At 63.7% G+C, this 26,966-nt stretch carries 20 protein-coding genes and 3 pseudogenes; 15 read left to right on the top strand and 8 right to left on the bottom strand.

Annotation, left to right across the window (positions count from 1 at the left end; translation table 11 throughout):
* Position 1 precedes the first annotated feature (1 nt).
* On the bottom strand, positions 2–1,168 hold the full coding sequence (locus BT264_RS29425) for an FAD-dependent oxidoreductase (RefSeq protein ID WP_072443236.1): 1,167 nt from the start codon (positions 1,166–1,168) through the stop codon (positions 2–4).
* Between the two features lie 88 nt (positions 1,169–1,256).
* Positions 1,257–2,318: an aminotransferase class I/II-fold pyridoxal phosphate-dependent enzyme gene (locus BT264_RS29420; RefSeq protein ID WP_256260733.1), complete on the bottom strand. Its 1,062-nt coding sequence runs from the start codon at positions 2,316–2,318 to the stop codon at positions 1,257–1,259.
* A 1,136-nt stretch (positions 2,319–3,454) separates the two neighbouring features.
* Between BT264_RS29420 and BT264_RS29415 the strand changes: the two are divergent.
* Positions 3,455–3,630, top strand: a pseudogene (locus BT264_RS29415) (transposase domain-containing protein); the annotation flags it as partial.
* 106 nt (positions 3,631–3,736) lie between these two features.
* On the opposite strand, the gene BT264_RS29410 reads toward BT264_RS29415, so the two are convergent.
* Together BT264_RS29410 and BT264_RS29405 are read right to left on the bottom strand one after the other, a co-directional pair.
* A complete protein-coding gene (locus tag BT264_RS29410; protein WP_072443240.1) occupies positions 3,737–4,831 on the bottom strand; it encodes a potassium channel family protein in 1,095 nt (364 codons plus the stop codon).
* 84 nt (positions 4,832–4,915) lie between these two features.
* Positions 4,916–6,250 carry an NAD(P)/FAD-dependent oxidoreductase gene (locus BT264_RS29405; RefSeq protein ID WP_072443242.1) on the bottom strand — a complete coding sequence of 445 codons (1,335 nt, stop codon included), beginning with the start codon at positions 6,248–6,250 and terminating at the stop codon, positions 4,916–4,918.
* A 225-nt stretch (positions 6,251–6,475) separates the two neighbouring features.
* Here BT264_RS29405 and BT264_RS29400 point away from each other — a divergent pair, with 225 nt between their 5' ends.
* Entirely contained in the window at positions 6,476–7,330 is an 855-nt protein-coding gene (locus BT264_RS29400) for a helix-turn-helix domain-containing protein (RefSeq protein ID WP_072443244.1), read from the top strand.
* A 97-nt stretch (positions 7,331–7,427) separates the two neighbouring features.
* A complete protein-coding gene (locus BT264_RS29395; protein ID WP_072443247.1) occupies positions 7,428–9,095 on the top strand; it encodes an ATP-binding domain-containing protein in 1,668 nt (555 codons plus the stop codon).
* A gap of 56 nt (positions 9,096–9,151) precedes the next feature.
* Here BT264_RS29395 and BT264_RS29390 read toward each other — a convergent pair whose 3' ends face one another.
* On the bottom strand, positions 9,152–10,711 hold the full coding sequence (locus BT264_RS29390; protein ID WP_072443249.1) for a methyl-accepting chemotaxis protein: 1,560 nt from the start codon (positions 10,709–10,711) through the stop codon (positions 9,152–9,154).
* Between the two features lie 230 nt (positions 10,712–10,941).
* On the opposite strand from BT264_RS29390, the gene BT264_RS29385 reads away from it, so the two are divergent.
* Positions 10,942–12,405, top strand: a complete 1,464-nt coding sequence (locus BT264_RS29385) for an MDR family MFS transporter (protein WP_072443387.1) — start codon at positions 10,942–10,944, stop codon at positions 12,403–12,405.
* Positions 12,406–12,504: 99 nt separating this feature from the next.
* Here the strand turns inward: BT264_RS29385 and BT264_RS29380 are convergent, their stop codons facing one another.
* A complete protein-coding gene (locus BT264_RS29380) occupies positions 12,505–13,503 on the bottom strand; it encodes a quinone oxidoreductase family protein (RefSeq protein ID WP_072443389.1) in 999 nt (332 codons plus the stop codon).
* A gap of 131 nt (positions 13,504–13,634) precedes the next feature.
* Here BT264_RS29380 and BT264_RS29375 point away from each other — a divergent pair, with 131 nt between their 5' ends.
* The gene (locus tag BT264_RS29375; protein ID WP_072443391.1) at positions 13,635–14,528 is read left to right on the top strand and encodes a LysR family transcriptional regulator; all 894 of its coding nucleotides are present in this window, start codon (positions 13,635–13,637) and stop codon (positions 14,526–14,528) included.
* Positions 14,529–14,604: 76 nt separating this feature from the next.
* On the opposite strand, the gene BT264_RS29370 is transcribed toward BT264_RS29375, so the two are convergent.
* A complete protein-coding gene (locus BT264_RS29370; RefSeq protein WP_072443251.1) occupies positions 14,605–15,969 on the bottom strand; it encodes an MFS transporter in 1,365 nt (454 codons plus the stop codon).
* Positions 15,970–16,406: 437 nt separating this feature from the next.
* Between BT264_RS29370 and BT264_RS29365 the strand changes: the two genes are divergently transcribed.
* From BT264_RS29365 to BT264_RS29330, 8 genes and pseudogenes are all read left to right on the top strand, one after another.
* On the top strand, positions 16,407–17,429 hold the full coding sequence (locus tag BT264_RS29365) for an AraC family transcriptional regulator (protein WP_072443253.1): 1,023 nt from the start codon (positions 16,407–16,409) through the stop codon (positions 17,427–17,429).
* A 98-nt stretch (positions 17,430–17,527) separates the two neighbouring features.
* Positions 17,528–17,719 (top strand): annotated as a pseudogene (locus BT264_RS29360) (N-acetyltransferase family protein); the annotation flags it as partial.
* A 455-nt stretch (positions 17,720–18,174) separates the two neighbouring features.
* On the top strand, positions 18,175–19,074 hold the full coding sequence (locus BT264_RS29355) for a site-specific integrase (protein ID WP_256260732.1): 900 nt from the start codon (positions 18,175–18,177) through the stop codon (positions 19,072–19,074).
* Positions 19,061–20,758 carry a site-specific integrase gene (locus BT264_RS38640; RefSeq protein ID WP_072443257.1) on the top strand — a complete coding sequence of 566 codons (1,698 nt, stop codon included), beginning with the start codon at positions 19,061–19,063 and terminating at the stop codon, positions 20,756–20,758. Before BT264_RS29355 ends, BT264_RS38640 begins: the two co-directional genes overlap by 14 nt.
* A gap of 101 nt (positions 20,759–20,859) precedes the next feature.
* Positions 20,860–22,782 (top strand): hypothetical protein, encoded by a 1,923-nt coding sequence (locus tag BT264_RS38635; protein ID WP_256260731.1) that lies wholly within the window; start codon positions 20,860–20,862, stop codon positions 22,780–22,782.
* Positions 22,772–23,185, top strand: coding sequence for a hypothetical protein (locus tag BT264_RS29340; RefSeq protein WP_060304243.1), 414 nt, complete (start codon positions 22,772–22,774; stop codon positions 23,183–23,185). The genes BT264_RS38635 and BT264_RS29340 overlap by 11 nt, the downstream gene beginning before the upstream one ends.
* A 359-nt stretch (positions 23,186–23,544) precedes the next feature.
* A pseudogene (locus tag BT264_RS40580) lies at positions 23,545–23,613 on the top strand (hypothetical protein); the annotation flags it as partial.
* A 7-nt stretch (positions 23,614–23,620) separates the two neighbouring features.
* Entirely contained in the window at positions 23,621–24,907 is a 1,287-nt protein-coding gene (locus tag BT264_RS29330) for a hypothetical protein (RefSeq protein WP_143155778.1), read from the top strand.
* A gap of 82 nt (positions 24,908–24,989) precedes the next feature.
* Here the strand turns inward: BT264_RS29330 and BT264_RS29325 are convergent, their stop codons facing one another.
* On the bottom strand, positions 24,990–25,289 hold the full coding sequence (locus tag BT264_RS29325; RefSeq protein WP_063903884.1) for a helix-turn-helix domain-containing protein: 300 nt from the start codon (positions 25,287–25,289) through the stop codon (positions 24,990–24,992).
* 345 nt (positions 25,290–25,634) lie between these two features.
* Here BT264_RS29325 and BT264_RS29320 point away from each other — a divergent pair, with 345 nt between their 5' ends.
* Together BT264_RS29320 and BT264_RS29315 are read left to right on the top strand one after the other, a co-directional pair.
* Positions 25,635–26,180: a hypothetical protein gene (locus BT264_RS29320; RefSeq protein WP_143155779.1), complete on the top strand. Its 546-nt coding sequence runs from the start codon at positions 25,635–25,637 to the stop codon at positions 26,178–26,180.
* Between the two features lie 62 nt (positions 26,181–26,242).
* Positions 26,243–26,491: a BPSL0761 family protein gene (locus tag BT264_RS29315; protein WP_072443265.1), complete on the top strand. Its 249-nt coding sequence runs from the start codon at positions 26,243–26,245 to the stop codon at positions 26,489–26,491.
* Positions 26,492–26,966: the final 475 nt, after the last annotated feature.

Raw genomic sequence — 26,966 nt, 5'->3', positions numbered from 1 at the left:
ATCAAGCCCCCGCCGGCACGTCGTCGGCGCGCGCGCCCTGACGGCCATCCTGCTCGATGCCGGCCGACCCGGCCGACAGCATCTGCTCGACCCGTTCCGCAGCCTCGAGCGCGCATCCCCACGACAACGTCACACCGGCCCCACCGTGCGCGTAGTTGTGCAGGATGTGCGTGCCCGCCACTGCTTCGAGCCGCACGTTGCCGTGCCTGAACGGCCGCAGCCCGGCCCGCACCGGCTCGTCCGGATCGATCTCGACGTTCGCGAGTGCGGGCATGAACTCGATGCCACGCCGGTACATCCGCCGGATCGGCTCGTGATTGTCGAACCCGATGTCGGTGCTCCATTCGTCGGCTTCCGCGATCGCGCCGAGCACGATACGGTCCTCGCCGCGCGGCACGAGGAACACGATCTCGTCGACGCCCGTCACGTGGTCATGAGACACGCAGTGCGCCTGATCAAGGCGCGGCATCTTGCTGCCGTCGTTCACGAGGCGGATCACGGCGCCGCGCAGCGGATACATCGGCTCGCCGCTCAGCTCGGCCGCCCCGAGGCCCGCGCAGTTGACGATCGCATCGACGCCGAAGTCCGCCTTCAGGCGCGCCTCGTTCGCCTGCAGGTCGCCTTCGATCCGCTGCTGGATGACCCGGATGCCCTTTGCGATCACCTGGCCCAGCAGCCAGGCCATGTAGACGTCCGTATCGACCATCGGCGCGAGATGGCAATACGCGTCGACGAGTCCGATGTCCGGATTCACGCCGTTTTCGCGGATCAGCGACGGGTCGCGCCGGAAGCCCGGCACGTGCTCGCGGATCTCGTTCATCTTCTCGAGATGGAGCGCGTGCTCCTCGATCCTGTTGCGGAAATAGAAATTGACCGGGCGGATGTAGACGCCCGTCGCCGGATCAGCCGCGAGCGTCTCGAACTTGCGGAACGACACCATGCACCAGTGCTTCGAGCGCTCCAGCGAAACCTCGTCGTCGTGATAGCCGCAGACGGCGGGCGGCCATTCCCACAGGGCGCCGGCCACCACGGACGTGATGTTCGGCGCGAATTTCTCGCCGACGACCGTCACGCGGATGCCGTGCGCGTGCAGGCACAGCGCTGTCGTCAGGCCGGCCACGCCCGCGCCTATGACGAGCGCGTGCCCCTTCTCTCCAGATACCCTCATGTCTTCTCCATGAATCGGTCGCTCCACGCGACCCCGAGGCGGCCGACAGGAAGCAGCACTGCCGGGCGCGCCGCGCCCGCCGCACGCACTACTGCGGATGATCAGCTGCCGGGCGCGCGTCCGCGCGCGCAACGCGCTGCCGGATCACCGTCGCGAGGCGCTCGATCTCGTCGTCGGGATGGCCCGCGGTGATCAGGACGCGCAGGCGGGCCGTGCCGCGCGGCACCGTGGGCGGACGGATCGCGGTCACGAAGAAGCCTTCGTCGGCAAGCATGCGCGATGCGTCCAGCGTGGCCCTCTCGTCGCCGATGATGATCGGCACGATCGGCGTCTGCGGCTCCGGAATGCCCAGCGACGCCGCGAACGCCTTCGCTTTCGCGAGCGGCCGTCCGACCAGCGCCGGATCGGTCGCGATGATCTCGAGCGACGCGATGGTCGCCGCGACCGTCGCCGGGGGTTGGCCCGTCGTCAGCCCATAGGTACGCGCGCGGTTGCGGATCAGGTCGATCACTGGGGCCGACGCCGCCAGGTAGCCGCCGTAGCTGCCCACCGCCTTGCCTAGCGTGCCCATCTTCAGGGGTACGCGCGCGTCGCGCCCGGTCGCGAAGGTCGCGCCGCGCCCTTGCCCCACCACACCGATGCCGTGCGCGTCGTCGGACATCACCCATGTGTCGAAACGATCGCCAAGCGCGACCAGCGCCTCGAGCGGCGCGATGTCGCCGTCCTGCGAGAACACGCCATCGGTCAACAGGATCGCTTTGCCATGTGCGCGCCGGTGCTCGTCCAGCAGCGCCTCGACGTGGGCGAGGTCGTTATGCCGGAACGCGACGGTCCGGCCGCGCGACAACTGCGCGCCCGCCCACAGGCAGCCGTGCGCAAGCTCGTCGATGAGGATCAGGTCCTCCTTGCCGACGAGGGCCGGAACGATGCCCGAGTTGGCGAGGTAGCCCGAGCCGAACACGCAGGCGGCCTCCGTGCCCATCAGGCCGGCGAGCCGCGCTTCGAGATCGGCGAACAACGGGTGATTGCCCGTCACGAGCCGCGACGCGCCGGCACCGGCCCCATAGCGGCGAATCGCGGCGATCGCCGCTTCCTTCACCGCCGGATGCTGGGTGAGATTGAGGTAGTCGTTGCACGAGAACGAAAGCAACCGGCGTCCGTCCCGGCGGATCCAGATCCCTTCACTTCGATCCGTTTCCGTGAGGACGCGACGCAAGTTCGCTGCGCTCAGTTCCGCGAGCTTTTGCTCTGCAAATGAATCAAGCGAATGAGTCACTGGGCCCCTCTCTTCCCGAAGTTCGGTTCAATGGACATGTGCGCCGCGGTGCCCGTGCGTCCGGCCACAGGTGACGCAGTGCACGCCCCGGCGCCTCGCTGCCACGGAAAAAAACACGGGATATTTCGATGAACACGGATACGTATACACATCGGTGCAAAGCCCCTTCCATCTCTTATTCATTTGCAACTGGCGCATCGACCCCGCAAGTCAACTCATACAGAGGTGCCTTGTTTGCTTTGCGTCGGCAACTTTCGCGCAATAAAAAATTTCGGATTCGATCGTTTTACGACGCATCCTGACGAAAAGCGCTTTTGCAACAAAACAAGATACCGGCAAGACGTCAGGCACTCACCAGCGCTCCGTGGAATCGTGCTTGTCGATGATGTCAGTGTCACATCACTCGGCAATTTTGCTTTTGATATCTCTCAGATTATTGTTTTTTGAATAATTTTTTACGAGTGAACCGGTACCAGCAAGCCACAAACTGCGTTGCCCGGTCACCGTCCCCTGCTCTGTTTAGCGAATTGAAAAACGGGAAATGCACACCAGAACGGCGCGCACCAAAACGCCGACCGATAGACTCCGGGAGTTCTTCAACGGAACATAGCAATAATGAAGCGACCCTCTGGCGATATTTTAAATCTTATTGAACTGCAAACTCATCGAGACGACAAGGTAGTACACAGCGTTTTCAAAGTCAATCTCATTATTAATCTTCATGTCGCGCGCACGAGCGCGAACATTAAACTCAATATTTAGGGGATTTGATTTGAGTTTGTTTTCAATCCTGCATGGCGAAATTACAATTCGACAAGCCCTGCGATAAATAACAGGCAATTGACTTGAAATTCGATTCAAACAGCATGATTGACACCGTCATACGATTCACTTCTTTCCCGCATTGGCCCCGGCGCTCGGCGCCAACAGGCATGTCCGTAGTTCTCGATCGTTGCCTTCGCGCAGCCCCCCCGGTCACGTTCGCGCGTCGTGGGCTGCAAAAGGGCTGACTGTTCTCCGATACGGTCGCCGGCGCGACGGCCAGTCAACCTGTACTCCCTCGTCGAGACCTGCAAAGCGAACAATGTCGAGCCGCACCGCTATCTCGCCTGGCTGTTCGCAACGTTGCCGCTTGCCACGACCGTCGACGGCTACGCATGCACTCATGCGTTGGGTAATGCCCGCCGGCCCCGAACTCCGAGGGACGTCGTTAAAAGAAGTCTACTTCCAGACCAGGACGTCTCAAACGGCTCGCATACCTAAACATCCATGCTTTACAAAAACAAACATCCTCAAGCATCCGGATCCGGAATCCGCGCCGACTGAATCACGACCAGCGTGTCCCCCGCCTCGATCCGGCATGGCGGATCTTCATAAAACGACTGGATCTTCCCGCAGCGATCGAGCCCGACCACGATCGCGCCCGGCACGACATTCGTCATGCAGCCGATCTCGTGCGGCAGCGCCTCGCGTTCGATCAGCGTCGCGCGCCCGCGCGTCGACAGCATGTCGTTCACGAACGGCACGATATAGCGGCTGTGCACCGCATCCGCGAGCAGCAACGCGCCGATCTTCGTCGACGACACGATCACGTCCGCACCGGCCTGCCGCAGTTGCCGCTGGTACAGGTTCTCCTGGATCCGCACGACGATCTTCGTGTCGGGCGCGATGCTGCGCACCGACAGCGTCAGCAGGATCGCGGTCGGATCGTCGGTCACCGAGATGATCACGGCCTTCGCCGCGCGCACCTGGGCCTGCTGGAGCAGATCCTCGTGCGCGGGATCGCCGAGCAGCCCCGTCACGCCGAGCGACGTCGCGGCCTCGAGCGCCTGCTGCTGCGCATCGATCACGATGATCGTCGCGGCATCGACGCCGCTCTCGAGCAGCTCGCGCACGGCGATCGACCCCGACAGGCCGTAACCGCACACGACGATGTGATCGGACAATTGCTTTTGCAGGCGTTTCATGCGGAATTCCTCGATGACGCGCTGGATCACGAACTGATACGCCGTGCCCAGGAAAATGAACCATATGACGATGCGGATCGGCACGATGAAGAACGCATCGATCAGGCGGGCACGCGCGGTGACGGGCACGATGTCGCCGTAGCCGACCGTCGCGACGGTGACCATCGTGAAGTACACGAGATCGGCGACAGTCATCGGCGTGCTCTTGGTCGAGTCGCGCAGGCCGTCGCGATCGAGATACAGCACGAGGAACGCGAGCATGCACAACAGCGCGACCGCGCCGACACGAAACAGCAGCGTGCGCCGCGGCGACGTCGCGGGACGCGTGAACAGCATGCGCGCACGCGGCGCCTGCCACGGGTTGCGGGCGCGACGCAGGCGTGAGCGCAACGAACGGCGCTGGGCGGAAGGCGAGGCCAACGGGGAATCTCCTGAAGGATGCGGGCTCGATTCTACGACGGGAAGGCGGCGATCCGGCCCGACATCATTGCATCGATTCGTCCGCTACAGCATGCTGCGCGGCCGCACCATCGTCCCGTCGACGAAACGCTGCGCACGAAACGCCGACAGGTCGAGCGACGGCGCACCCGTGTCGATCCATTCGGCGAGCAGCCGGCCGACGATCGGCCCCATCGCGAAACCGTGACCGCAGAACCCCGTCGCGATCGCGAGCCCCGACGGCGCGCCCGGTGCATCGATCACCGGAATGCCGTCGGGCAGCACGTCGATCAGGCCGGCCCACGCCTCGACGATCTGCGCATCCTTCAGCGCGGGGAAGATCGCCTTGAGCTTCGCGAGCGCGCGCGGCGCATGCGCGCGATTCGGCTGCGGCTGCGGATCGCGCGGCTCGATCGGCTCGGCCGCGCCGTTGATGCGCGCAAGCACATCGCGCCACGCGGCCGAATTCACGTGCAGCCGGAATTTGTCGCGCTGCGACCAGAACTCCGGCCAGAACAGGCTCAACCCGCGCAGGTGGCCGAGCGTCAGGTCGACGTCGACCTGCATGTCGTCGGCGAGGTTGATCGCGCCGTTCTTGCGCTGCCGGATGCCGAGGCCGTGCCCCCACACCGTCGACGCCGATACCGGCGGCACCACGTTGGTGCGCATGCAGGTGCCGCGCACGGCCTGCTGCGGCAGCCGGATGCCGACGCCGTCGAGCAGCCGGAAGCTGGTCGCGCCGGCCGCGCAGATCACGCGCCGCGTGCGGATCGTGCCGCGCTCGGTCGCGACGCCGACGACCGCGCCGCCGGCCGTCTCGATCGCCGTCACGCCGCAGCCTTCGAAGAAGCGCGCACCGGCCTCGGTTGCACGCGCGGCGAACGCCGCGGCCACGCGGCGCGGCTCGGCCTGCCCGTCGGTCGCGGTATACAGCCCGCCGAGCGTGCGCGCCTGCGGCGAAAGGCCGCTGACGCGCTCGTCGATCTGCGCGCGCGTCAGCGTGCGCGTATCGAGGCCGTGCTCGCGCGCGACGGAGAGCCACGCGTTGAACGACGCCCAGTCCGTTTCGTTGTCCGCAATATAGAGACAGCCGCCCTGCCGCCATTCGAGATCGAAACCGAGGGTTTCCTCTAACCCCTCCCAGATCCGCATGCCGGCCATCATCAGCGGCACTTCGGCGGCTTCGCGCCCCTGCTGCCGCACGAAGCCCCACGCGCGTGTCGACTGCTGTCCGGCGATGCGCGACTTGTCGAGCACGACGGCCTTCAGGCCGCGCAGGCCCAGGTAATAGGCGGCCGCGCAGCCCATGATGCCGGCCCCGGCGATCACGACGTCGGCTTCGGCCGGAAGCGCCGTTTCGGCGCGGGTCAACGCATCGTGCAGCGGATAGGTTGTCGTCATTGTTTCCTGTCGGGCGTTAATACATTCGAGATACGGGCTGCCGCGGTAACGTCGTGACACACCTTTCACACAAACGCACCTTTCGCGACACTGAATGACGCCCATTTTGCGGTAAAGTTATCTTTTCCGCGCGTGGCCGGTCGGCTCGCCACTGGACGTCATGAAGACTGTCCGTCGAGACTGCCGCAAGGCGTCGTTCTGAACGTCACGATCCGTTCCCGTAGCATGACCACTGAAGCAATCACCACGGATTCCCTCGCGGTTGCCGAGCGCGTGCGCGAGCTGATGACCCGCAACGGCATCGGCAAGCGCCAGCAGACCACCGAGCTGTGCCGCATCCTCGACCTGAGTTTCTCGCAAGGCCATCGTAAGCTGCGTGGCAGCAGCCCCTGGACGCTCGCGCAAATCAAGAAAGTCGCCGAAGCATACGGCGAACCCGCCGCCCAGCTGTTCGGCGCGCAAACGCTCGACCCCGGCATGGTCGGCGCCTGTTCGCAGGAAGCCGTACTTTATGCGGGCGTCGCCGAGATTCCGTGCACCGCATGGATCGGCGCGCCGCTCGAAGCCGGCGCGCGCCCCGAGTTCGTCGCGTACGAACAGAACGGCCGCTGGCGCGTGCTGCGCCACACGGGCGTGCTGTACCAGAACGCGTACGACGTGCACAAGATCGAAATCTATCCGCGCCGCGCGGAGAGCGACAAGCTCGTCGTCGCCGTGATCGATCCCGATCGCGTCAGCGCGACCGAGCTGTGCCGCTATCTCGAACGGCAGGGTTTCGCGACGGCCGCGTTCGACGGCCTCGCGCCGTTCGTCGACGCGCTGCAGGGCCAGGCTTTCGATGCGGTGCTGACCGAATGGCTGTTCGACGACGGCACGGCCGCGACCGCGATCAAGGCGGTGCGTACGTCCGACAACCCGGGCGCGCCGATTTTCGTGCTGACGGGCGACCTGCTCACCGGCCGCGCGAGCGAAGTCGACATCAGCGAAGTGATCCGCACGTTCGACGTCGTCTGCTACGAAAAACCCGCGCGCATGGCGATCCTCAGCGCCGATCTCGCGAAACGGCTCGCGCGCGGGTAGCTTCCGTCCCTCTCCCGGACGGCCAGCGTCCGTGCGGCCGTGAACAGGTTCCTCAGTACAATAGCCGCACCTGTTCACGCCTACGCCGCCCGACTCCATGGCCCGCCTCATTCCCGACGACTGGAAAAGCCTCGCCGCGACCGGTGCGGCCGAACGCGAGCGCGAAACGCTCGCCGCGCTCGAACACGCGCTGCCCGACACCTACACCGTGTATCACGGCGTGCACTGGACGCGCGCCGACCAGGCCTTCTCGGTGTTCGGCGAAGCCGCGTTCGTCGTCGTGAGCCCGGCCGGCCGCGTGCTGCTGATCGAGCAGAAGGCCGGCTTCCTGCGCGAAACGCCGAAGGGGCTCGTGAAGGTCTACCTGCAGACCGAGCGCAACGTCGCGATCCAGCTCGCGCGCACGCAGGAAACGCTGCACCGGCGCCTGACGGCCGCGCTCGGCGCGGGCGTCTACGGCGTCGAGGCGCTGCTGTACTGCCCCGACTATTCGATCCGGCAGGCATCGATCGCCGGCGTCGCGGCCGACCGCATCGTCGACGCGTCGCGCAAGGCGCAGCTCGCGCAGGTGATCCTGCAGATCCTGCCCGAGGACGACGAACGTCTCCCGAACGCGCCGAAGCTCCACCATTTCCTCGCGGACGAGCTCGCGCTCACGCCTGACACGAGCGCGCTCGTCGGGCAGGCCGGCACGCTCGTCACGCGGCTGTCGGGCGGCCTCGCCGCGTGGGCGCGCCAGCTCGAATTCGCGCCGTTCCGGCTGCGCGTCACCGGCACGGCCGGCTCGGGCAAGACGCAGCTCGCGGTGCAGGCGATGCGCGATGCGGTCGCGGCCGGCAAGCGCGTGCTCTACGTGTGCTTCAACCGGCCGCTCGCCGACTACATCGCGCGTATCGCGCCGCCCGGCGCGAAGATCGCGAACTACCACCAGCTGTGCGACTGGGTCGCGCGCGACGGCGGCTATACGCCCGACTTCCAGGTTCCCGGCGAATTCGAGCGCCTCGAGACGCGCTTCGCACAGGCGCCGATCGCCGAACGCTGGCGCTTCGACGTGCTGGTCGTCGACGAAGGGCAGGATTTCCATGCGCCGTGGGCGGCCGCACTGGAGCGTTTGCTGGCGCCGGACGGCGCGTGGTGGTGGCTCGAAGATCCGCTGCAGAACCTGTACATGCGCGAGCCCGTCGCGCTGCCCGGCTGGGTGACGCTGAAGGCACTGACGAACTACCGCAGCCCGCGCGACCTGCTCGACTTCGTGCGCGACGTCGTCGGGCGCATCGAGCCGCTTGCCGCCGAGCTGCGCTCGGGCAGCCCGTTCGACGGGTCCGATCCGTCGGTGTCGGCATACGGGGAAGAAGGCATGTCGGGCGACGCATTGGCGCAAGCCTGCATCGACGCGACCAAGCGTGCGATCACGCACGCGCTGTCGCTCGGCTTCCGCAAGCAGGACATCGCGGTGCTGTCGTATCGCGGCCGCGAAGGCTCGGTGCTCGCGCCGCTCGACCAGCTCGGCCCGCACCGGGTCAAGAGCTTCACCGGCAAGTACGACCTGTTCGGCAACCCCGAATATCGCGAGGGCGATGTGCTGCTCGATTCGATCTACCGCTTCAAGGGCCAGTCGGCGCCGTGCGTGATCCTCACCGAAGTCGACTTCGACACGCTCGACGCGCGTGCTGCGCGCAAGCTGTTCGTCGGCGCGACGCGCGCGACGATGAAGCTGCTGATCGTCGCGTCGTCACGGGCGGCTGGGCAGCTCGCGACGGGTTGACGCAACGGGCGGGCAGCCGGCAAGCAAGCGCCCGCCGCGTCGCCGCCCGTTATCCATCAAGCCACCCGGAACGCCCCCACCGCACGACGCAACCCGTCCGCCTGCTCCTCCAGCGACGACGCCGCAGCCGCGGCCTGCTCGACGAGCGCCGCATTCTGCTGCGACACCTGGTCCATCTGCGACACCGCGCGGTTCACCTGCTCGATCCCGTCGCGCTGCTCGTTCGACGCGGCCGCGATCTCGGTCATGATCCCCGTCACGCGCCCGATCGCCTGCTGGATGTCCTGCATCGTCGTGCCGGCCACGCCGACGAGCCGCGAGCCGTTCGCGACGCGCTCGACCGATTCGCCGATCAGCGTGCGGATCTCCTTCGCGGCGGACGCCGAGCGTTGCGCGAGCGTGCGCACCTCGCCCGCGACCACCGCGAAGCCGCGGCCCTGCTCGCCCGCGCGTGCGGCTTCGACCGCCGCATTCAGCGCGAGGATGTTGGTCTGGAACGCGATCCCCTCGATCGTGCCGATGATGTCTGCGACCTTCTGCGAGCTCTGGTCGATCTCGTTCATCGTGCCGATCACCTCGCCGACCACCGTCGCGCCGCGCGTCGCAATTTCGCTCGCGCTGTCCGCGCACGCCTGCGCCTCGAGCGCATGGTCGGCGTTCTGCTTCACGGTCGCGGTCAGTTGCTCCATGCTCGCGGCCGTCTCCTGCAGCGCGGACGCCTGTTCCTCGGTGCGCTGCGAAAGATCGGTGTTGCCGGCCGCGATCTGGTGCGTCGCCGTCGAGATCGCTTCCGAACCCTGGCTGACCTGGCGCACCGTGTCCGCAAGGCTGCGCTGCATGCCGGTCACGCCATTGACCAGTTCGGCCATCTCGTCGCGCGACGACCAGCGCACTTCCGACGTCAGGTCGCCGTCCGACAGGCGGCGGAAATGCGACAGCAGCCGGTTCACCGGCTGCGTGATCGCGTAATGCAGGCCGATCGCGCAGCCGAGGCACGCGGCCAGGCCGAACGCGATGCCCGCGATCGCGCCGGCGCGCATCCAGCCGTAATAGGTCTGCGCGGTGTCGTAGACATCCTTGCCGCGCGCCGCCTGGTACGTATCGAGCGCATCGGTCGCCTGCGTCAGCGCGACCGATAGCGGCGGCGCGACCTGCATCAGCAAGCGGTCGGCCTCGTCGCGCCGGCCGTCGCGGATCGCGTCGATCAGCGGCTTCAGCGCCTGCCCGATCAGCGCCTGGCGCGCGGCGTCGAGACGGCTCGCAAGCGGGCCTTCGTCGCCGTCGTGCGGCATCGCCGCGTAGCCGCGCCATGCGGTGTCGGCCTTCGCGAGATAGCCCTCGGCCTTCTTGACGAGATCGGGCACTTCCGCCGCTTCCGGATGCAGCAGCGCGCGGTCGAGCGTCGTGCGCACGATCGTCAGGTTCAGGCTCGCCGCGGACAGCGCGGTCTTCGCAGCCAGTTGCTGCGTATAGGCCTCGTCGAGCGCGTGGTTCGAGCTCTGCATCCCGGCGAGGCCGATCAGCCCGGACACGACGAGCAGCGCGGCAACGAGACCGAGCGTGGAGAAGATCCGCGTACGGATCGAGAAACGGGAAAACAGGGCGTTCAGGTTCATGGCGGCACGTGAGCGATGAAAAGTGCCGCGGCAATCGGTCCGCGGCACTCTGGATTACGGTTTGCCTGCAGAAAACTTGAGTCCGGCCCCGCTTTCTGTCTGATCCCGATCAATTTTTCGCACCGGCAATCTCCCGTTACGGTTGCAACATATCGAGGCTGGGCAGAAATTGACTAGTCAATCACTGGTCGTTATATTTCGACCAATTCCCTGCCATGGCAGATATCTCGATGACAACCGACACCTTCCTTACTCCGCCGGCCGCCGAGACGGCCCGCCGCGACGCGCCGACCGGGCTGATCGTCGCCGCGCTGCTGCTCGTCATGCTGCTGTCCGCGCTCGACCAGACGATCGTGTCGACCGCGCTGCCGACGATCGTCGGCGAACTCGGCGGGCTCGACCAGTTGTCGTGGGTCGTCACCGCGTACCTGCTGTCGTCCACCGTCGTGCTGCCGCTGTACGGCAAGCTCGGCGACCTGTACGGCCGCAAGATCGTGCTGCAGGCCGCGATCGTGCTGTTCCTCGCGGGCTCGGCGCTGTGCGGCGTTGCGCAGGACATGACGCAGCTGATCGTGCTACGCGCGCTGCAGGGGCTCGGCGGCGGTGGCCTGATGGTCGTCACGATGGCCGCGATCGGCGATCTGGTCCCGCCCGATCGCCGGGCGCGCTACCAGGGGATGTTCGGCGGCGTGTACGGCCTCGCGACGATCGTCGGCCCGCTGCTCGGCGGCTTCCTGGTCGAGCATCTGTCGTGGCGCTGGATCTTCACGATCAACCTGCCGCTCGGTTTTCTCGCGCTCGCGGTGATCGGCATCGCGTTCCGGCCGCACAGCGCACACGTGAAGCACCGGATCGACTACATGGGCGCCACGTTCCTGGCGACGGCCCTCACCTGCGTGATCCTGTTCACCAGTGAAGGCGGCTCGCTGCTGCCGTGGACGTCGCCGCAACTGTGGATGACGCTCGTGCTCGGCCTCGTCGCGATCGGCGGGTTCATCTACGAAGAACGGCTCGCGGCCGAGCCGATCGTCCCGCTCGAACTGTTCCGTCATCGCACGTTCGTGCTGGTCAGCCTGATCGGCTTCGTGGTCGGCACCGCGCTGTTCGGCTCGGTCACGTTCATTCCGCTCTACCTGCAGGTCGTGAAGGGCTCGACGCCGTCGCAGGCCGGGATGCAGTTGCTGCCGATGATGGGTGGGATGCTCGCGATGTCGGTGATCAGCGGCCGGCTGATCTCGCGGCTCGGCTCGTACCGGATCTTTCCGATCGCCGGCACGCTGATCGGTGGGATCGCGCTGGCGCTGCTGTCGACGCTGTCGCTCGATACGCCGCTGCATACGATGTACGCGTACATGGCGCTGCTCGGGATCGGCCTCGGGATGGTGATGCCCGTGCTCACGCTCGCGGTGCAGAACACGGTCGAGTTCCGGCACATGGGCGTCGCGGCGTTCGGCGCGCTGTTTTCGCACGGGCTGCAGGCGCGGATGCTGCGGGCGCTGCCGGCCGGCACGGAGCTGCCGCCCGCGCTCGGCCCCGGTGCCGTGCACCAGTTGCCGGACGCGGTGCGCGACGCGTACCTGCATGCGTTCGCGGGCTCGCTGCACGTCGTATATCTCGCGGCGGCCACCGTGGTCGCGATCGCGTTCGTACTCGCGTGGTTCGTCGAGGATGCGCCGCTGCGCACGCACAACTGATCGGCATGCGAGCCGCACCGCGGCCGGCACCGGAAGCGCGCCACGCCGCGGCCTTCAGGCCTTCGACCCGCATCGCGCCCCATCCGCAGTGGCCCATCTTTACGGCACCAGCACGACCGCGCCCGTCGTCGCGCGCGACTCCAGCAGCCGGTGCGCATCGGCCGCCTGTTCGAGCGGCAGCCGCGCGCCGATCTCGACGTGCATTCCGCCCGCCAGCCGTTCGAGCGTCGCGCGCGCGGCTTCGCGATACCCCGCGACGTCGCGCGCGATGAAACCGAGCACGCTCGGCCGCGCGAGCGCGATCGAGCGGGCCGGCCCCAGTTCGTCGAGATCGACCGTCTGCCGCGTGCCGATCGCGGCAACCTGCCCGATGCTCGCGACCATCCCGAACGGACGGATCGCGCCGAGCGTGCGCGTCAGCACGTCGCCGCCGATCCCGTCGATCGCGTAATCGACACCCGCGCCGCCGCCGAACGCGCGTGCAGCCGCGACGAAATCTTCCTCGCGATAATCGACGACCTCGTCGGCGCCATGCGTACGCACGAGCGCGGCTTTCGCGGCCGACCCGACCGTGCCGATCACCCGCGCGCCGAGCGCGCGCGCCCACTGCGTCGCCAGCAGCCCGACGCCGCCGGCCGCCGCATGCACGAGCACCGTGTCGCCGGCGCCGACCTGCCGGACGCGATGCAGCAGCATGTAGACGGTGATCCCTTTCAGCAGCCCGGCGGCGACCGCGTCGTCGCTCAGGCCGTCGGGTATCGGCAGCACGCGCCCGGCCGGTATCGTGCGCAGGCTCGCATAACTGCCGGTCGGCATGCCCGCATACGCGACCCGCTGGCCCGGCGCGAGATCCGTCACGCCGGGCCCGACCGCGTCGATCACGCCGGCCGCCTCGACGCCGAGCGCGTCCGGCAGCGCGGGCAATGCGTGCGCCCCCGTCCTGAAATAGATGTCGACGAAATTCACGCCGACGGCGGTCTGGCGAATCCGCACCTCGCCGGCGCCGGGCGGCGCGACGGGCGCATCGACGCGGCGCAGCACACCTGCGTCGCCGTAGCGGTCGATCCCGATCCGGATGGCGGTGGCAGTTTGGATCATGACGTTCCTCGCAATCGAATGAAGTGACACGATCATCCCATCGTGCATAATCGATCGGAATTCCCGTTTATCGCCCATCTACTGTGCAAAATTCGACCGATCCTGATTCCGTTCCCGCGTCCGCACTGCCGATGAGCTGGGACGACATCCGCACCTTCCTCGCGGTGATGCGCGGCGGCAGCCTGTCGGCCGCCGCACGCGCGCTGCAGGTCCAGCATTCGACGGTCGCACGGCGCATCGACGCGCTGGAGTCCGCGCTCGGCATCCGGCTGTTCGACCGCCTGCCGCGCGGCTGGCCGCCGACCGACGAAGGGCTGCACCTCGCCGAGCACGCCGCGCGCCTCGAAACCGATGCGCATGCGTTCGCGCGTGCCGCGCAGGGTGCGGCGGCGCTCGACGGCGTGGTGCGCGTGTCGGCGTCGCCGGTGTTCGCCAGCCATTTCCTCGCGCCGCGGCTTGCCCGCGCGCAGCGCGCATGGCCGGCGCTGCGGATCGACCTGATGGGCGAGATGCATGCGGCGAACCTGTATGCGCGCGAAGCCGATCTCGCGGTGCGGCTGTCGCGGCCGAGCGAGCCGGGGCTCGCCGCGCGCCGGCTCGGCACGATGCGCTTCGCGCTGTGCGCGTCGCCGGAATGGGCGGCCGCGCCGCCCGACACCTGGCCGTTCGTCGGCTACGACGACGCGCTCGCGCAGACGCCGCAGCAGCAATGGCTCGAACGCTTCGCGGCCGGGCGCCGTTTCGCGTTCGTCGCGAACGACCTCGCGGCGCTGCACCGCGCGTGCGTCGCCGGCGCGGGGGTCGCGCTGTTGCCGCGGTTTCTCGTCGACGATTCGCTCGCCGCAGCCGGTGCGGCACACTCGTCCGCACCCGCGCTGCTCGTCGAGCTGACTTCCGCGCCGCGCTGCGACATCGAGCGCGAGATCTGGCTCGTCGTCCATCCGGACGTGCGCCGCTCGCCGCGCGTGCAGCGCGTCGCGGACGCGATCGCAGATGCGGTGCGCGCGGCGGACGGGCGGCTCTGACACCGCCGCCCCTTCGGAACCGCCGTTGCGGGCCGGCCGTGATCCCCGCCCCGGTTGCGCCCCGCCGATGCGCCGCTCAGGACTGCCGGACAGGCGACGCCTGACGCTCGCCGGTACTGGCCGGATGATCGCGATGCGACGCCGAGCGCCGATGATCGATCAGGCCGACCGCGACGGCCGCCGCCAGCGCGGGCAGCCCGATCGCCATGAAGTTCTGTTCCAGCGGCAGATCGATGCCCACCAGCAAACCGATGACGATCGGCGCCAGGATCGCGCCGCTGCGACCCACGCCCAGCGTCCAGCCGATGCCGGTCGAGCGGATCGCCATCGGATAGAACTGCCCCGCATACGCGCAATTGACGATCTGCGTGCCGATCGTCGACGCGCCCGCGAGGCCGACCAGCACGAACAGCAGCGCGGTCGGCATCTTGTAGCCGAGCAGCGTGATCGACACCGCGGCAAGCAGATACATCGACACGAGCACCGTCTTGATCGGAAAGCGATCGGCCAGCCAGCCGCCGCCGATCGCGCCGACCATCGCGCCGGCGTTCAGCACCAGCACGAACGTCAGCGCGGAGCCGAGGCTGTAGCCGGCGCTCGCCATCAGCCTCGTCAGCCACGAGCTGAGCGCATACACCATGAACAGGCACATGAAGCACGCGATCCAGAACATGACCGTGCTGAATCCGCGACCGTCGTCGAACAGCTGGCGAACCGGCGCGCTGCCGGCGTTGCCTTCGCGCGGGACGACATAGCAGTCGCCCGGTTGACGCCGGTATGCGGGATCGAGCCGGCGCGCGATGCGCGCGAGCTCGTCCGTCCTGCCGCGCCGGATCAGGAACGGCAGCGATTCCGGCATCCATTTCACGAGCAGCGGAACGAGCAGCACCGGCGCACCCGCGGCGACGAACACGGACTGCCATCCGTATGCCTCGATCATCCCCTTGCCCATCACGGCCGCGAGCATGCCGCCGACCGAATAGCCGCTGAACATCAGCGTCACCAACGTGCTGCGCAAGCGTCTCGGCGCGTACTCGGTCATGTGGGCGATCACGTTCGGCATCACGCCGCCGATGCCGATGCCCGCCAGGAAGCGGGCGGCGCCGAACAGCGCGGGCGTCGGCGCCAACCCGGCCGCCGCGGTAAAGACGCTGAACAGCGTCAGGCAGGCCGCGATGGCCCAGCGGCGCCCGATCCGCTCGGCGACGGTCCCGAACACGATGTTGCCGAACATCATGCCGAACAGCGCCGAGCTGACCATGAAGCCGGCCTGCGCCGGATTGACGCCCATCTCCTTCATGATCGCCGGCAGCGCGATGCCGGCCACCGCGAGGTCGTAGCCGTCGAACACGATGATCAGCGCACACCAGCACAGCACGACGCCGTGCAGCGGACCCAGCCGCGCATCGTCGGAGAGCGCCTGCAGGTTGATTTGACGCATGGAGCTTCGTTCCTTTTTCCAGAGGGGATTCGGCCCGGCGGTAGCCGTCGCATCACACGCGTTCGAAGTAATACGATCGCTCAGCCCATCGATTTAGTAGCTGTACGAAATTTCATCGTGAAATGCGCCGCTTTCCGTCCGGATGCCGGCGCAGTGTAGGAAGCCACAATGATTCTCACTATCCGGAATTTGCACGTGACTCGCGAACTCAGTCCGCTTTTTTTCTGGTGCCGCGTGCCGCGGGCCGCGCGCTATCCGGATTTTTCCCTGGCGGGAGCGGGACTATCCGATTCTTGCGATACTTTCGACAAGTCTGACGAAGATCAATATCATCCTTTCAGGATATCTCGCTCACAAGAGAAACCGATGTGGCACGACGCGCATCCGCGGCCCGCTGGATGCGCTGCACGAAAAACGCCACGCAGGAGACGCCCCCCATGCCCCTCACCCCGAATGCGGAAGTGCTGTCCGCGCTGTACCGGAATTGCGTGTTCCGATCCGGATTGCGCGCGGATGCGCACGAGCAGGTCTCGCTGGAGCTGGCCGAGCATGCGCTGCGCTGGAAGCAGGGCGTGCCCGACGCGGCGCTTTTCAAGGGGCAACTGAATCATCTGAGCGTCTACGCGCTGCAGTACGGCGCCGAAGTCGAGGTCGCCCCGCGGCCGTTCGACGGCTTTTCGCTCGTCCACACGTCGCTTGCGGGCGGCGCCGAGATCGAGTGCGACGGGCACGTGATGGGCGTGTCCGAAGGGCGCACCGCCGTGCTGGCGCCGACGTCGCACGTCCGCCTCCGCTGGCGGTCCGGCACCCGGCAACTGATCGTCAAGGTGCCCGATTCGCTGATGCGCGCGGTCTGCGGCCGCCGGCCCGACGACGCGGCGCCCGGCCTCGCGCCGGGATTCCTGTTGCCGACGGCGCTTGCGTCGCAATGGGATCTGATCGCGCAGTCGCTGCTCAACGTGCTCGCCGTCGCCGACGACGGTGGCATCCGGGCCGAATGGCGCGACCATTTCGAACGAAGCCTCGCGCTGTTCCTGCTCGTGCATTGCCCGCCGTCGCCCGCCGCCGTGCGTGCCGGCGCGGCGCCGCCAGCGCGCGGCGGCGCGCCGGCGCAAGCCGTGTCGCGTGGCGGCATCCGGCAGATGGATGCGCTGCACGAATTCATTCACGCGCGGCTCTGCGCGCCGATCTCGCTCGAAGATCTCGCCAGGGCGGCCGGCGTCAGCCTGCGGACACTGAACGTGCTGTGCCGGCGCTACCACGGCGCGACCCCGATGGAACTGCTGCGCAACATCCGGCTGGACGCCGCGCGCGTGCAGTTGCTGACCGACCCGGTGGCCAGCATCACCGATACGGCGCTGACGTTCGGTTTCGGGCACCTCGGCCGCTTTTCCGCGTACTATTTCGCCCGCTTCGACGAGTTGCCGCGCGACACGCAGAAGAAGCGGCCGCCGAACTGAATGCCGCGGCGCCCGGAATACGGCCACCGCTTTACGCGCCAGGCGATCGCCCGCATAGTAACGGTTTGCCCGCATCCCCGCCCTGCCGCCCCATCGCCATGCCTGATACGCCAGCCGCCTGCATCGTCCGCGATTCGACCGAAGCCGATCTCGCCGCCATCCACGCGATCTATGCGCACCACGTCCGCCACGGCGTCGCGTCGTTCGAGGAAACGCCGCCCGATGCCGCCGAGTTGCGCGCGCGCCGCGACGCGGTGCTGGGCCACGGGCTGCCGTATCTCGTCGCTAAGGATTAGCAAGCGCACATTGACATCCAAGCATGAAGAACTATGCTATGGACACATCCTACGGTCTCCATTTCGAGCGCTGAACCTATATGGCCACGTTAGAGCGAATCACATACACGCCACATGTGGTCTCAGCCAGCGACGGTACCATTAGGTATGAACCGAGCAGTCGAAAGGTTATCGAAAACCTGCCGCAGATTTTTTGGAGTGACTCGTTACCATGGCGCGAGGCAAACCTCTGGGCAGTCGAACGCGCTAGCAGTAGGGACACATCTCTGCGAACTGTTAACAGCAACCTCAGTAACCTTCTAAACTACGCGAACTTCTTGGAGACACACGACTTACTCTGGTTTGTATTCCCTGTGCGCAAGGCCGACCGGTGCTTAGTGAGATACCGCGGCTGGCTAATCGATGAGCGAAATGCCGGGCGTTTGTCCCCATCCACTGCCTCGGAATTCATGCGAAACGTCGTGCTGTTCTATCGATGGCTTGTTTCACGTGGGTTGCTTGTTACTCACGCGCCACTGTGGCGCGACCAGGTTGCCTATCTTCGGTTCTTCGATTCCGTTGGCTTCGAGCGAACCGTGGTACGAGTATCGACCGACTTGGCGATTCCCAATAGGAAAAGCCCAGGTGAACGACTCGAGGATGGATTGCTTCCAGTCTCGGCAAACGATAGGGATGTGCTCCTGTCCTTTGCCAAAGCAAACACGACGCCTGAGCTATATAGGATGCTCGCCGTCGGATTCTTCACCGGCATGCGCATCGGCAGCATCAGCGACCTGAAGATTCGAACCCTACAAAATGCTGTGCGCGACCCTTCTGCGTCAGGTCTATACAGGATAAGCATTGGGCCTGGCGCCAGCCCACCTGTCCACACCAAGTTCGGCGTGACCGGTCAAGTCTGGATACCGGAGGCGCTTCTGGAGGACCTGCTGGACTATGCTACGTCCGTGCGTCGCTCCAAACGTCAAGCAGCCGCTCGCCGCGAGGACAAAGACCTGCTTTTCCTAACGCGCCAAGGCAATCCGTACTGTCGGCGCGATAGCGAACAGTCCACGGCCATCAACACCGAGATGGCGAGCCTCAGGCAAGCGGGCGCTGCAGCGGGCGTACACGTACTCACGGCGTTTCATTTTCATCAGTCGCGGTGCACCTTCGCCACGGAAATTGCCACGATTGCCCTACGGTCAGGCGACCCATTGAACGCAATTGCACTGGTGAAAAACGCCTTGCTTCACCGTGATGAGGCAACGTCGTTCAGGTATATCAAGTTTGCGTCGACCGCGCCCGCAAAGCAGGCAGCGTCCAACGAATTCATGCGTGTCTTTTCGGGACTTTCTCATGAACATCGATGAAATCCCTGACCTCTCCTTTCCAATGGTCAAGTTCGGTGCGAAACAAGAACCATGGGATTTGAGGGTACTGCTCTTTCGCGCAGACGAAATGCCGATTACGCCGCACAGGGTCGATGTGGTAAATAGTTACCCCGTGAACGCGCCGCTCCGCGAGCGGATTACTCTGGTCAAACGCTTGCACGATGAAATAGTTGCCGACTTGGTTAAAGGTAAAAGTCGGACGACAGCCTTAACCAGAATCACGCAACTGCGCAACTTGTTCAAGTGGGCTGATGGGCAGAATATACCGCTTCGACTCCAGGACATCGAAAACACGTACATCAAATGGAGTGAGTATCTAATAAATCGCAATCGAAGCCGCGAAATTTGTGAGGCCACGGTACATTCGACGGCGTCGGTTGTTGGTACCCTCCTTGACCGAGTCTTGGACCGAAAACACCCTCTTTTAAGACACACACGAATTAGCAAGCCGAAGGACAGCGGTCGATTCCACAAAAGCGCAGGTGACAAACTGCTTCTTACCGAAATAACAACATTCGGTACGGCACTAACTTCGCTCTGCGCGCAGCTATCATCACCAGCTGTGCGCAGCACACTCCCAGTTGCCATTACAGTCCAGGGGCACTTGGTAAAACTCTGGGCAAACCTAGAACCACCCGGTGCAAGAAAGCGTCAAAGTCCCAAGCGGAAATCCGAAATACATAAGCGGAATGCAGATTTGAATGATGTATCGCTACGTCGGCGTTCGCCTATTCTCAACCTTCGACTTGAAGCCGAACTGCTCACGTTCATCGCGCAAACCGGAATGAATCTGGCACAGGCATTCCAGTTGGAGTTGGATGATTTTCGGTACACAAGCCATCTCGACGGCTACGAAGTTCGGGCCTACAAGGCCCGACGGAGTGGGCCCGTGCTGTTCGAGATTTTCAGCGAGTACCGCTCGCACTTCGAGCGGTTCCTTCAATGGAGACTCGATTGGTTCTCGGAGACCGGTGAAAAGCGACTGTTCCCTTTCGTACGAGACGGCTCCACCGCGGACGAGGCTCCTGAATTCCACCGGTTGCGCCGGTTATTTAACAGCCTAGGGTTGAAGTACGTTGGCCCTAAGGCTCTCCGCAAGGCGCGCATCAACTGGTTCTTGCGCGAAATGAACGACCCGAGGTTGGTTGCCGACCTTGCACAGCATGACCTGCGCACTCTATTACGTGTATATGCCGAGCCCCATCCTCAACTTGCGATGGTGGAAATCAGTCGTTTTCATCAGAAAACCGACCCATCGTTTTCCCCTCCTGCACCTGGCATCTGCGTATCCCCTACCCCGGACGCACTCACAGAAACCCCTTCCGGCTCCCCCCAACCCGACTGCGTAACTGCTTCTGGATGCCTCTTCTGCAGTAATCATCGGGATATCGATAGCTGCGACCATGTGTGGTCCCTAGCAAGCTATCGCCACTTGAAATCAATTGAATTAGCGTCGTATCGTCCATCACAAAGGGAGGTGGCGGAGCCGTTCACTCATCCGGCGGAGCTTTCTATCAATCGCTTAACGCAAAAACTCCATTTTTTCGAGGAATCAAGCGAAGTCCGCCGGCTCTGGGTTCGCGAATCACTCGCCCGCGTCGATGAGGGTGACTATCATCCGCTCTGGGACGGATTCATCCGATTGTTTGAGGCATCAGTATGAAAGTTCTCGCATTCCCAGGGCTAGCCATTCAGTCACCACTTATTTCACCAACCAGTGCAAACTTCAGCCCTACCAGTTGGCCGCCGTCTAGAGACTGGCCGGTGACAATCGACGCCAACGGGTGCGTTGTTTCGCGATGGGGAGACCCCGTATGGGTACTCGATGCTTGGGCTGAGAAGCGCTGCGTTCTGAATTTTGGCGATGGACAAGATAGCGGAAAGGCATCTTCTATCGACAGGGTCAACGCCGACATTCTACGGACTGTTACAAGTTGGTGGCTCTATGGTGTGCATGGGATGCGTTCAGCGAAAACCCTCCAGCTTAGGTTCAACACTTTGCGGCCGATGTTCGCCTTTTGCTCAAAACAAGGTATCGCAGCCACCGATTTAAACCGCTACCCTCTAGTTGCAGAAAGATTGCATACGGTCTTCATGCCATCAGGAAGCGAAATGGTACTTTCCTTATTGCACGAACTCCATGCGTTCTCGAGCGACATTGGATTCGAACTACTGGGACAACAGGCGCTAGCAAGGCTCGCTGCGGCCCTGCCTAGTCATAATACACAGCAAACGCCGTACATCCCGCCGCGCATCTGGAAGTACCAGCTAAGTCGCCTTCGCGAATGTCTTGACGACTTTCTGGAAAACAAAACGTCGGTCGAGAGTTTGTTCGAGTATTGCCTCAACGCTTACGTCCACAACTACGGTTCGCTCGAGGAAGCCACACGCATTCGCAAAAACCCTACCTATTTACCGTTCATCGCTAAATACAAAGGTCAATGCCGAAACGGAAGATTCCATCCGGGCACATTTGAAGCCGCCGCCGACCGATTCGGTGTTGCGACCTTGCTCAACAAATGGGTTGGTATCTCGTCGGCTAGGGCCTTGGCCCCCCTCACCGTCGACCTCTTGTCGCGCTATTTCACACTCGTCAGTTGGGCCGGCATCGGTTATCTACTGAACTTCACACTCATGCGAAGCGATGAGGCAATGACGCTCCAGGATGACTGCCTGAAGTTCGATGAAGACCCTCGTTTCGGCCGCATCTATCTCATCGAAGGCGGGACTTCGAAAACGTTCAAAGATGACACCGCTCGTTGGGTCACGTCAGAGTCGTCGTGTATTGCTGTAGAAGCGTTGACGGCAGTCACGGCGCTGCGTCGCCAATGCAAGCCGACCACTGGACACCGGCTCATTCAGCATCCCACCGAACCGTGGGCGAGCGGAATCCTTCAACATGACGAAAGAAACCGGCTACACCCCCTACCGTACGCCAAGCTCATAGAACGCTTCCCGTTGCTGTTTGACCTCGAACAACTGCGAATCACGCCGCATGACCTAGAACTAGCGAGACTAGCCACACCGACATTAGACGCAAGCTTCCAAGTCGGGGCTATCTGGCCCTTGGGCTGGCACCAGCTTCGCAGAACCGGTGCGGTCAATATGCAGGCCAGCGGGTTGGTGTCTGACTCGTCCCTGCAGTTTCAGCTCAAGCATCTGTCGCGTGTAATGTCCTTGTACTACGGTCAAAACCATGCACAAGTTCGCCTCGAAGAGTCTGCTCGTGCTTTCTATGTGCAGACGATGTACGAAACGCTCGGACGTGAGCTTCAGACTCTGGCGAGCGAACGATTCGTCAGCCCGCACGGTTCAAAGCGCAAAGAGGAACTCGTCCGCGTCATTTCGTTGAGTGACCTGAAGCAGTCGGTACAGCTCGCGAAACGCGGTGGCGTGGCATGCAGGGAAATCGTCTTGGGCGCGTGTATGAACCGGGAGCCTTGCACCTATGGCGGCATCGAATCCGTCGCACATTGTGGAGGCGGCGATTCAGATAAGCCATGCCCCGAGGTTCTATACGACCGCTCGAAGGCGTCCCAAGTAGAGCATCTCGACCGCCTCCTGACAGAGCGACTCAGCCATGCGCCAACCGAGAGCCCCCTGCACGAGGCGCTGAGCGCACAAAAGCGCAGCGTGCTCAACTACTTCTCCACCATAAAGACAACGCCGCGACACTATGAAGGCTGAACAGCAATACCGGGATGCGTTCGAGCGTCTCAAGACCAACAAGCCCACGAGACTGCCGAAGGGCACTGCCGTCACACAGAACAACGTCGCTCGTGAAGCCGGTACGGACCCAAGCGCCCTACGCAAGAGTCGCTTCCCGTCGCTGATTGCCGAAATCCAGCGTCATGTAGCGACAACTTCACATCCTAAGGCGCAGTCGAAACGTCAGTCTTTGCTGAAACAACGCAAGCGCAATAGGACATTGAAAGAGCAGTTGGTGGATGCGTCGAAGCAACGCGACAAGCTGGCCAGCCTCTTACTCGAGGCCGATGCGATGATTTTAGAGTTGCGAGACCGGTTGGCTGCTTTCGAGAAGCAGGCCCCCCCGAGTAACGTCGTGCCGCTTCCACCGAGGACATCATGACTCTACGGCAACGGTCTCGAAAACTAGGTATGAAAGCTCTGCGAACTGTTGTCGATTACAGCGCTCGCTAGAAAAGAACACGGGCTGAAGCCTGGTATCGTTCCCGCTTGTGGCGAAACCCATACGGTAAGATTTTCTGCTCAGTAGCATATGGCTCGGTGCGACGGTGGTGTGTGTCGGATGAAATTTTGGGAAGCATCGCGTGGGATTTTCCACCTCCCCGCCGAGCCCGCGTCGTCACCGGAGGCTTGTCCCCGTGATGCTGCTAACATTGTCTGCCACGGCACTTTCGCTTTGATTGCCAATTGAAGATTCCATTTGCACTTGATGGGAAAGGACGCATCGTCGATATCCACGACGTGCCGCCATCCGTCGAGGGCACTTTTCTCTGCGCTGAGTGCAAACAACTCGTGACGCGAAAGCAGGGTGACGTCCGTGTCTGGCACTTCGCGCACAAGGCCGAGACCGCCTGCAAAGGCGTTCGAGACGGCACTACATCTTCTTGCCAAGCAGATTCTGGTTGAAAGCGACACTCTGCGCGCGCCCGCACTGGTGTGCCAGTTGCACAAACAACCGAGCCGTGAAGACATCACGCTGTGCGTCGAACACACGCTCCACTGGGACGTGGCGGGTGAGGCAGAAGTCTGGGTCGACGGCATCCGGCCGGATTTTCGGGGTATCTGCCAGGACAAGGTCATTTTCGTCGAGGTGACGGTCACGCACGAGCCGGACCTTCCAAAACTGGGGGCGCTGAAGCGCCTTCAAACACCGACCCTAGAAATCGACCTGTCGGCTGTACCGCGCGATGTAACGGCGCCGGAAGTCCGGCGACTCGTGATTGACGCGACGGAGGGCAAGCGCTGGCTGTTCTATCCAGGAGAGGCCGAGGCAAGAGCCCGGCTGACTGCCTTGCGGACCCAGCGCGATGCCGCAGCGTACGCCGAGCTCGACGAGGTGTACTGGGAAGAACGTCGACTTGACGCCGCACTCAACGCCTCGCGTGCCGACGCAATAGCCGACCGCCTCGTGAAGATTGAAAAGAACAACGCCCGTTTCCGGTCCGCCACACCCACCCAGAAGCTGGCGTTCCTCACGGCAAAACTGGGCAAACCCGTCACGGCGTGGCCGGCCATCCTTGGGCACGACGTGAGAGGTGCGCCTGCTATCAACGTGTCTACGCGCATCTGGCAGGCTGACGTGTTTCGCAGGCACATCCTCCTGCAGCTCGCGCGCAACCCAAATCAAAGAGTGACGGTCGAGACGGTGGCCGACTGGCTGATTGAGCGTTACGACATTGCCTCGTCCAAATCGACCTCCGTGCGCGTCGCCGTCTGGGATTTTCTTTCCGTGCTCGAGCGAGCGGATTATCTGCGCCGGCGCGTGCGGCAGGAATTCGAAATCCTTCGGGACGTACTCGGTGACGAGACACAAGTGCCTAGCACGGAGGCCAAAGCCAGGGCCCTGGAGACCGCCACCCGCGGATACTGCTGGGCGCGCGGCGGAGCCGATGCATCGCAGTTCTGGTCCGCAGTGCGCAAGACCGGCGTCCATGTTGCACCCAGCGAGGCGACAATGCTCCTGCGCGCGTGGCAAGAACCAAGGCTCCGGATGTCGAACGAGGCGGCCTACGTTCAAAGCGTCGCAACGAGGTTGCGCATCCCCGTCGAGAAGGCTGTCGAGCTTCTGGTGGCAGCCGGCGTGTTCGTGCAGGCTGCCGCCTAACGCAGCCCAAAATCGCACGTATTGGTTCCCGCGACACCGATGTCGCCGGCTACCCTCAAGTCCCGAACCGAAACGCTGACCCTCACTCCTCCGCTGGCGCGTTACTTTTCTTCTTCCGTCCGCGCTTCAGCTCAAGGGGAGCCTCATCCCTGCCAACAAGCAAATCGAGTTCGTCGATACCCAACGCTCCCGCCAACAGCACGAGCGTATCCATCCGAGCGCTGGCCAGCCCCTTCTCAATTAGACCAATGTGTGTGCGATGCACGCCAGCATGGTCCGCAAGCGCTTCTTGGGACATACCGAGTTTGCCGCGGAATAGCTTCAGGTTCTTCGCAATTCGCTCCCGGAGCAGCGCCTGACGCGGAGTGATGTTCTCTGCCATATGGGGCTGGAGCATTACGCATCGAGCGCCCGAAATCTACAGCCAAAAAAGTGGCATTAACTAAAATGGCAGTATTTACACGACATATTTTACCCGTTACACTGCGCTCGCAATCGAGCCAGCAGTCCGTTCGTATGCTGCGGTACCGTTGATTGTCAAGGTCACGCGACGCACGCGTCGACCGCAAACTTCATTTTCACAATCGCTAACACGGAGGATGTGTTCGTCCTCCGGCAAGGCGATGATGCCGGAGAATTCTTGGTGACTGCTCCTCGAGCACTGCGTCGCGCACGACCAGTCGAAAACTCGCCGGCGGTACGTCGGCTGGTGAAGACGGTTGAACCCGTGGACACCGAACTGCACCCTAAGCCCCGCTTGTGGATGGCGAACAGTAGCCAGCGTGAACTGTTTTCTCGCTTCCCGCTTTTTTTCCGCGCGGTGCACCATCCGGAGTCTTACCTTGCGAACATCTCGCATTTTGGTATTCAGTGCGGCGTTGGCTGGTACCCAATCATTGAAGCGCTGGCGCGCGACATTGAAGTCGAGCTTCGCACTTTGTGGCGAGAGCAACTCCAGTTTCCGGAGCAAATCGCCCAGATGGATAGAGCTCTCCTGAACGGCCGCGCCGCCTACCCCACGCTTCCCCTGTGCACCGACATCACACAAGTCGGTGGCGAACTCGAGGTTGTTCTCCTCAATGGACAGCTGTGCCCCCCAGATGTGGAGTCGCGTATTCGAGCGCAAGTGCAAATCGCTGTAACCGGCGCCCAGCACGTATGCGAGAGCTGCGGCAAGCCAGGCGAACTCAGGACGGGCTATTGGTATCGCGTCTATTGCAACGGATGCATCACACCTGCCGCCGACCTCGCCCCCCCAGAATCGCACGCGTAGAGCAGCGAAAACTGCCCGCCGGAGCACGCGATTGCACTTGCAACGTTTATGAGCAGCCTCCCATGACCACCGCATATGAGCGCACGAAAGCCGTCATCGAAACACGCAAGCTTTTGCAACTGCTTGGCTGCCCCACCAGTACCGCCACGCGCGACGCGGTCCAGGACGCCGCGCTATTGCTCCTCCGGCACTACCCGCTGGACATCGACCTTGAGATATCGGCCGCGGCTTTTCCCGGAATCTGGGCCGCTCCTCCTCGGCAACTCACTGGTGCGACAGGACTCCCAAATAAAATTGTGGTCTCTTGTTAAGCTGGGTGATGCTGCGGTGCGCTGCGAGTTGACTCGCCCGCCACCGATGCAGTGCACAGAATCAAATTCCCAGGAAGTGATATGGCGCAACGCCTTCAGGACGTCGTTGGTCACTCGAGGCCATGTGCCATAGCACTCGGACTTCATTACCCATATGGGCGCCGGCGACTAGCTCAATGAGCCGACTGGGCGCAGCAAGATGACGCGGCGGTACCAGGCATCCTCGGCAAGCTATACGGGCCAAAATCGCATCAACTTCGCCCGCGCGTTCTTATCCTTTCAGTCGCGAAATGTTAGGTCTACGGAGGACTACAAGGTGCATTCAAACAGTCACATCGACCTGGAGATTGCCCTCCGCAAGATTCACGAGCTGGCGATGGCCGAAGGTGATTTAGGCTACGCGTATTGGTACGAGGTCGGACGGCTTCTACAACGAGCTGCTAACATGCAAGCTGAAATAGATTTGCTTTGCAAA

Origin of the sequence: Burkholderia sp. NFPP32 (genome assembly GCF_900119325.1) — a bacterium.
Taxonomy (GTDB): domain Bacteria; phylum Pseudomonadota; class Gammaproteobacteria; order Burkholderiales; family Burkholderiaceae; genus Burkholderia; species Burkholderia pyrrocinia_C.
This window is presented reverse-complemented; position numbering and strand designations above follow the sequence as displayed.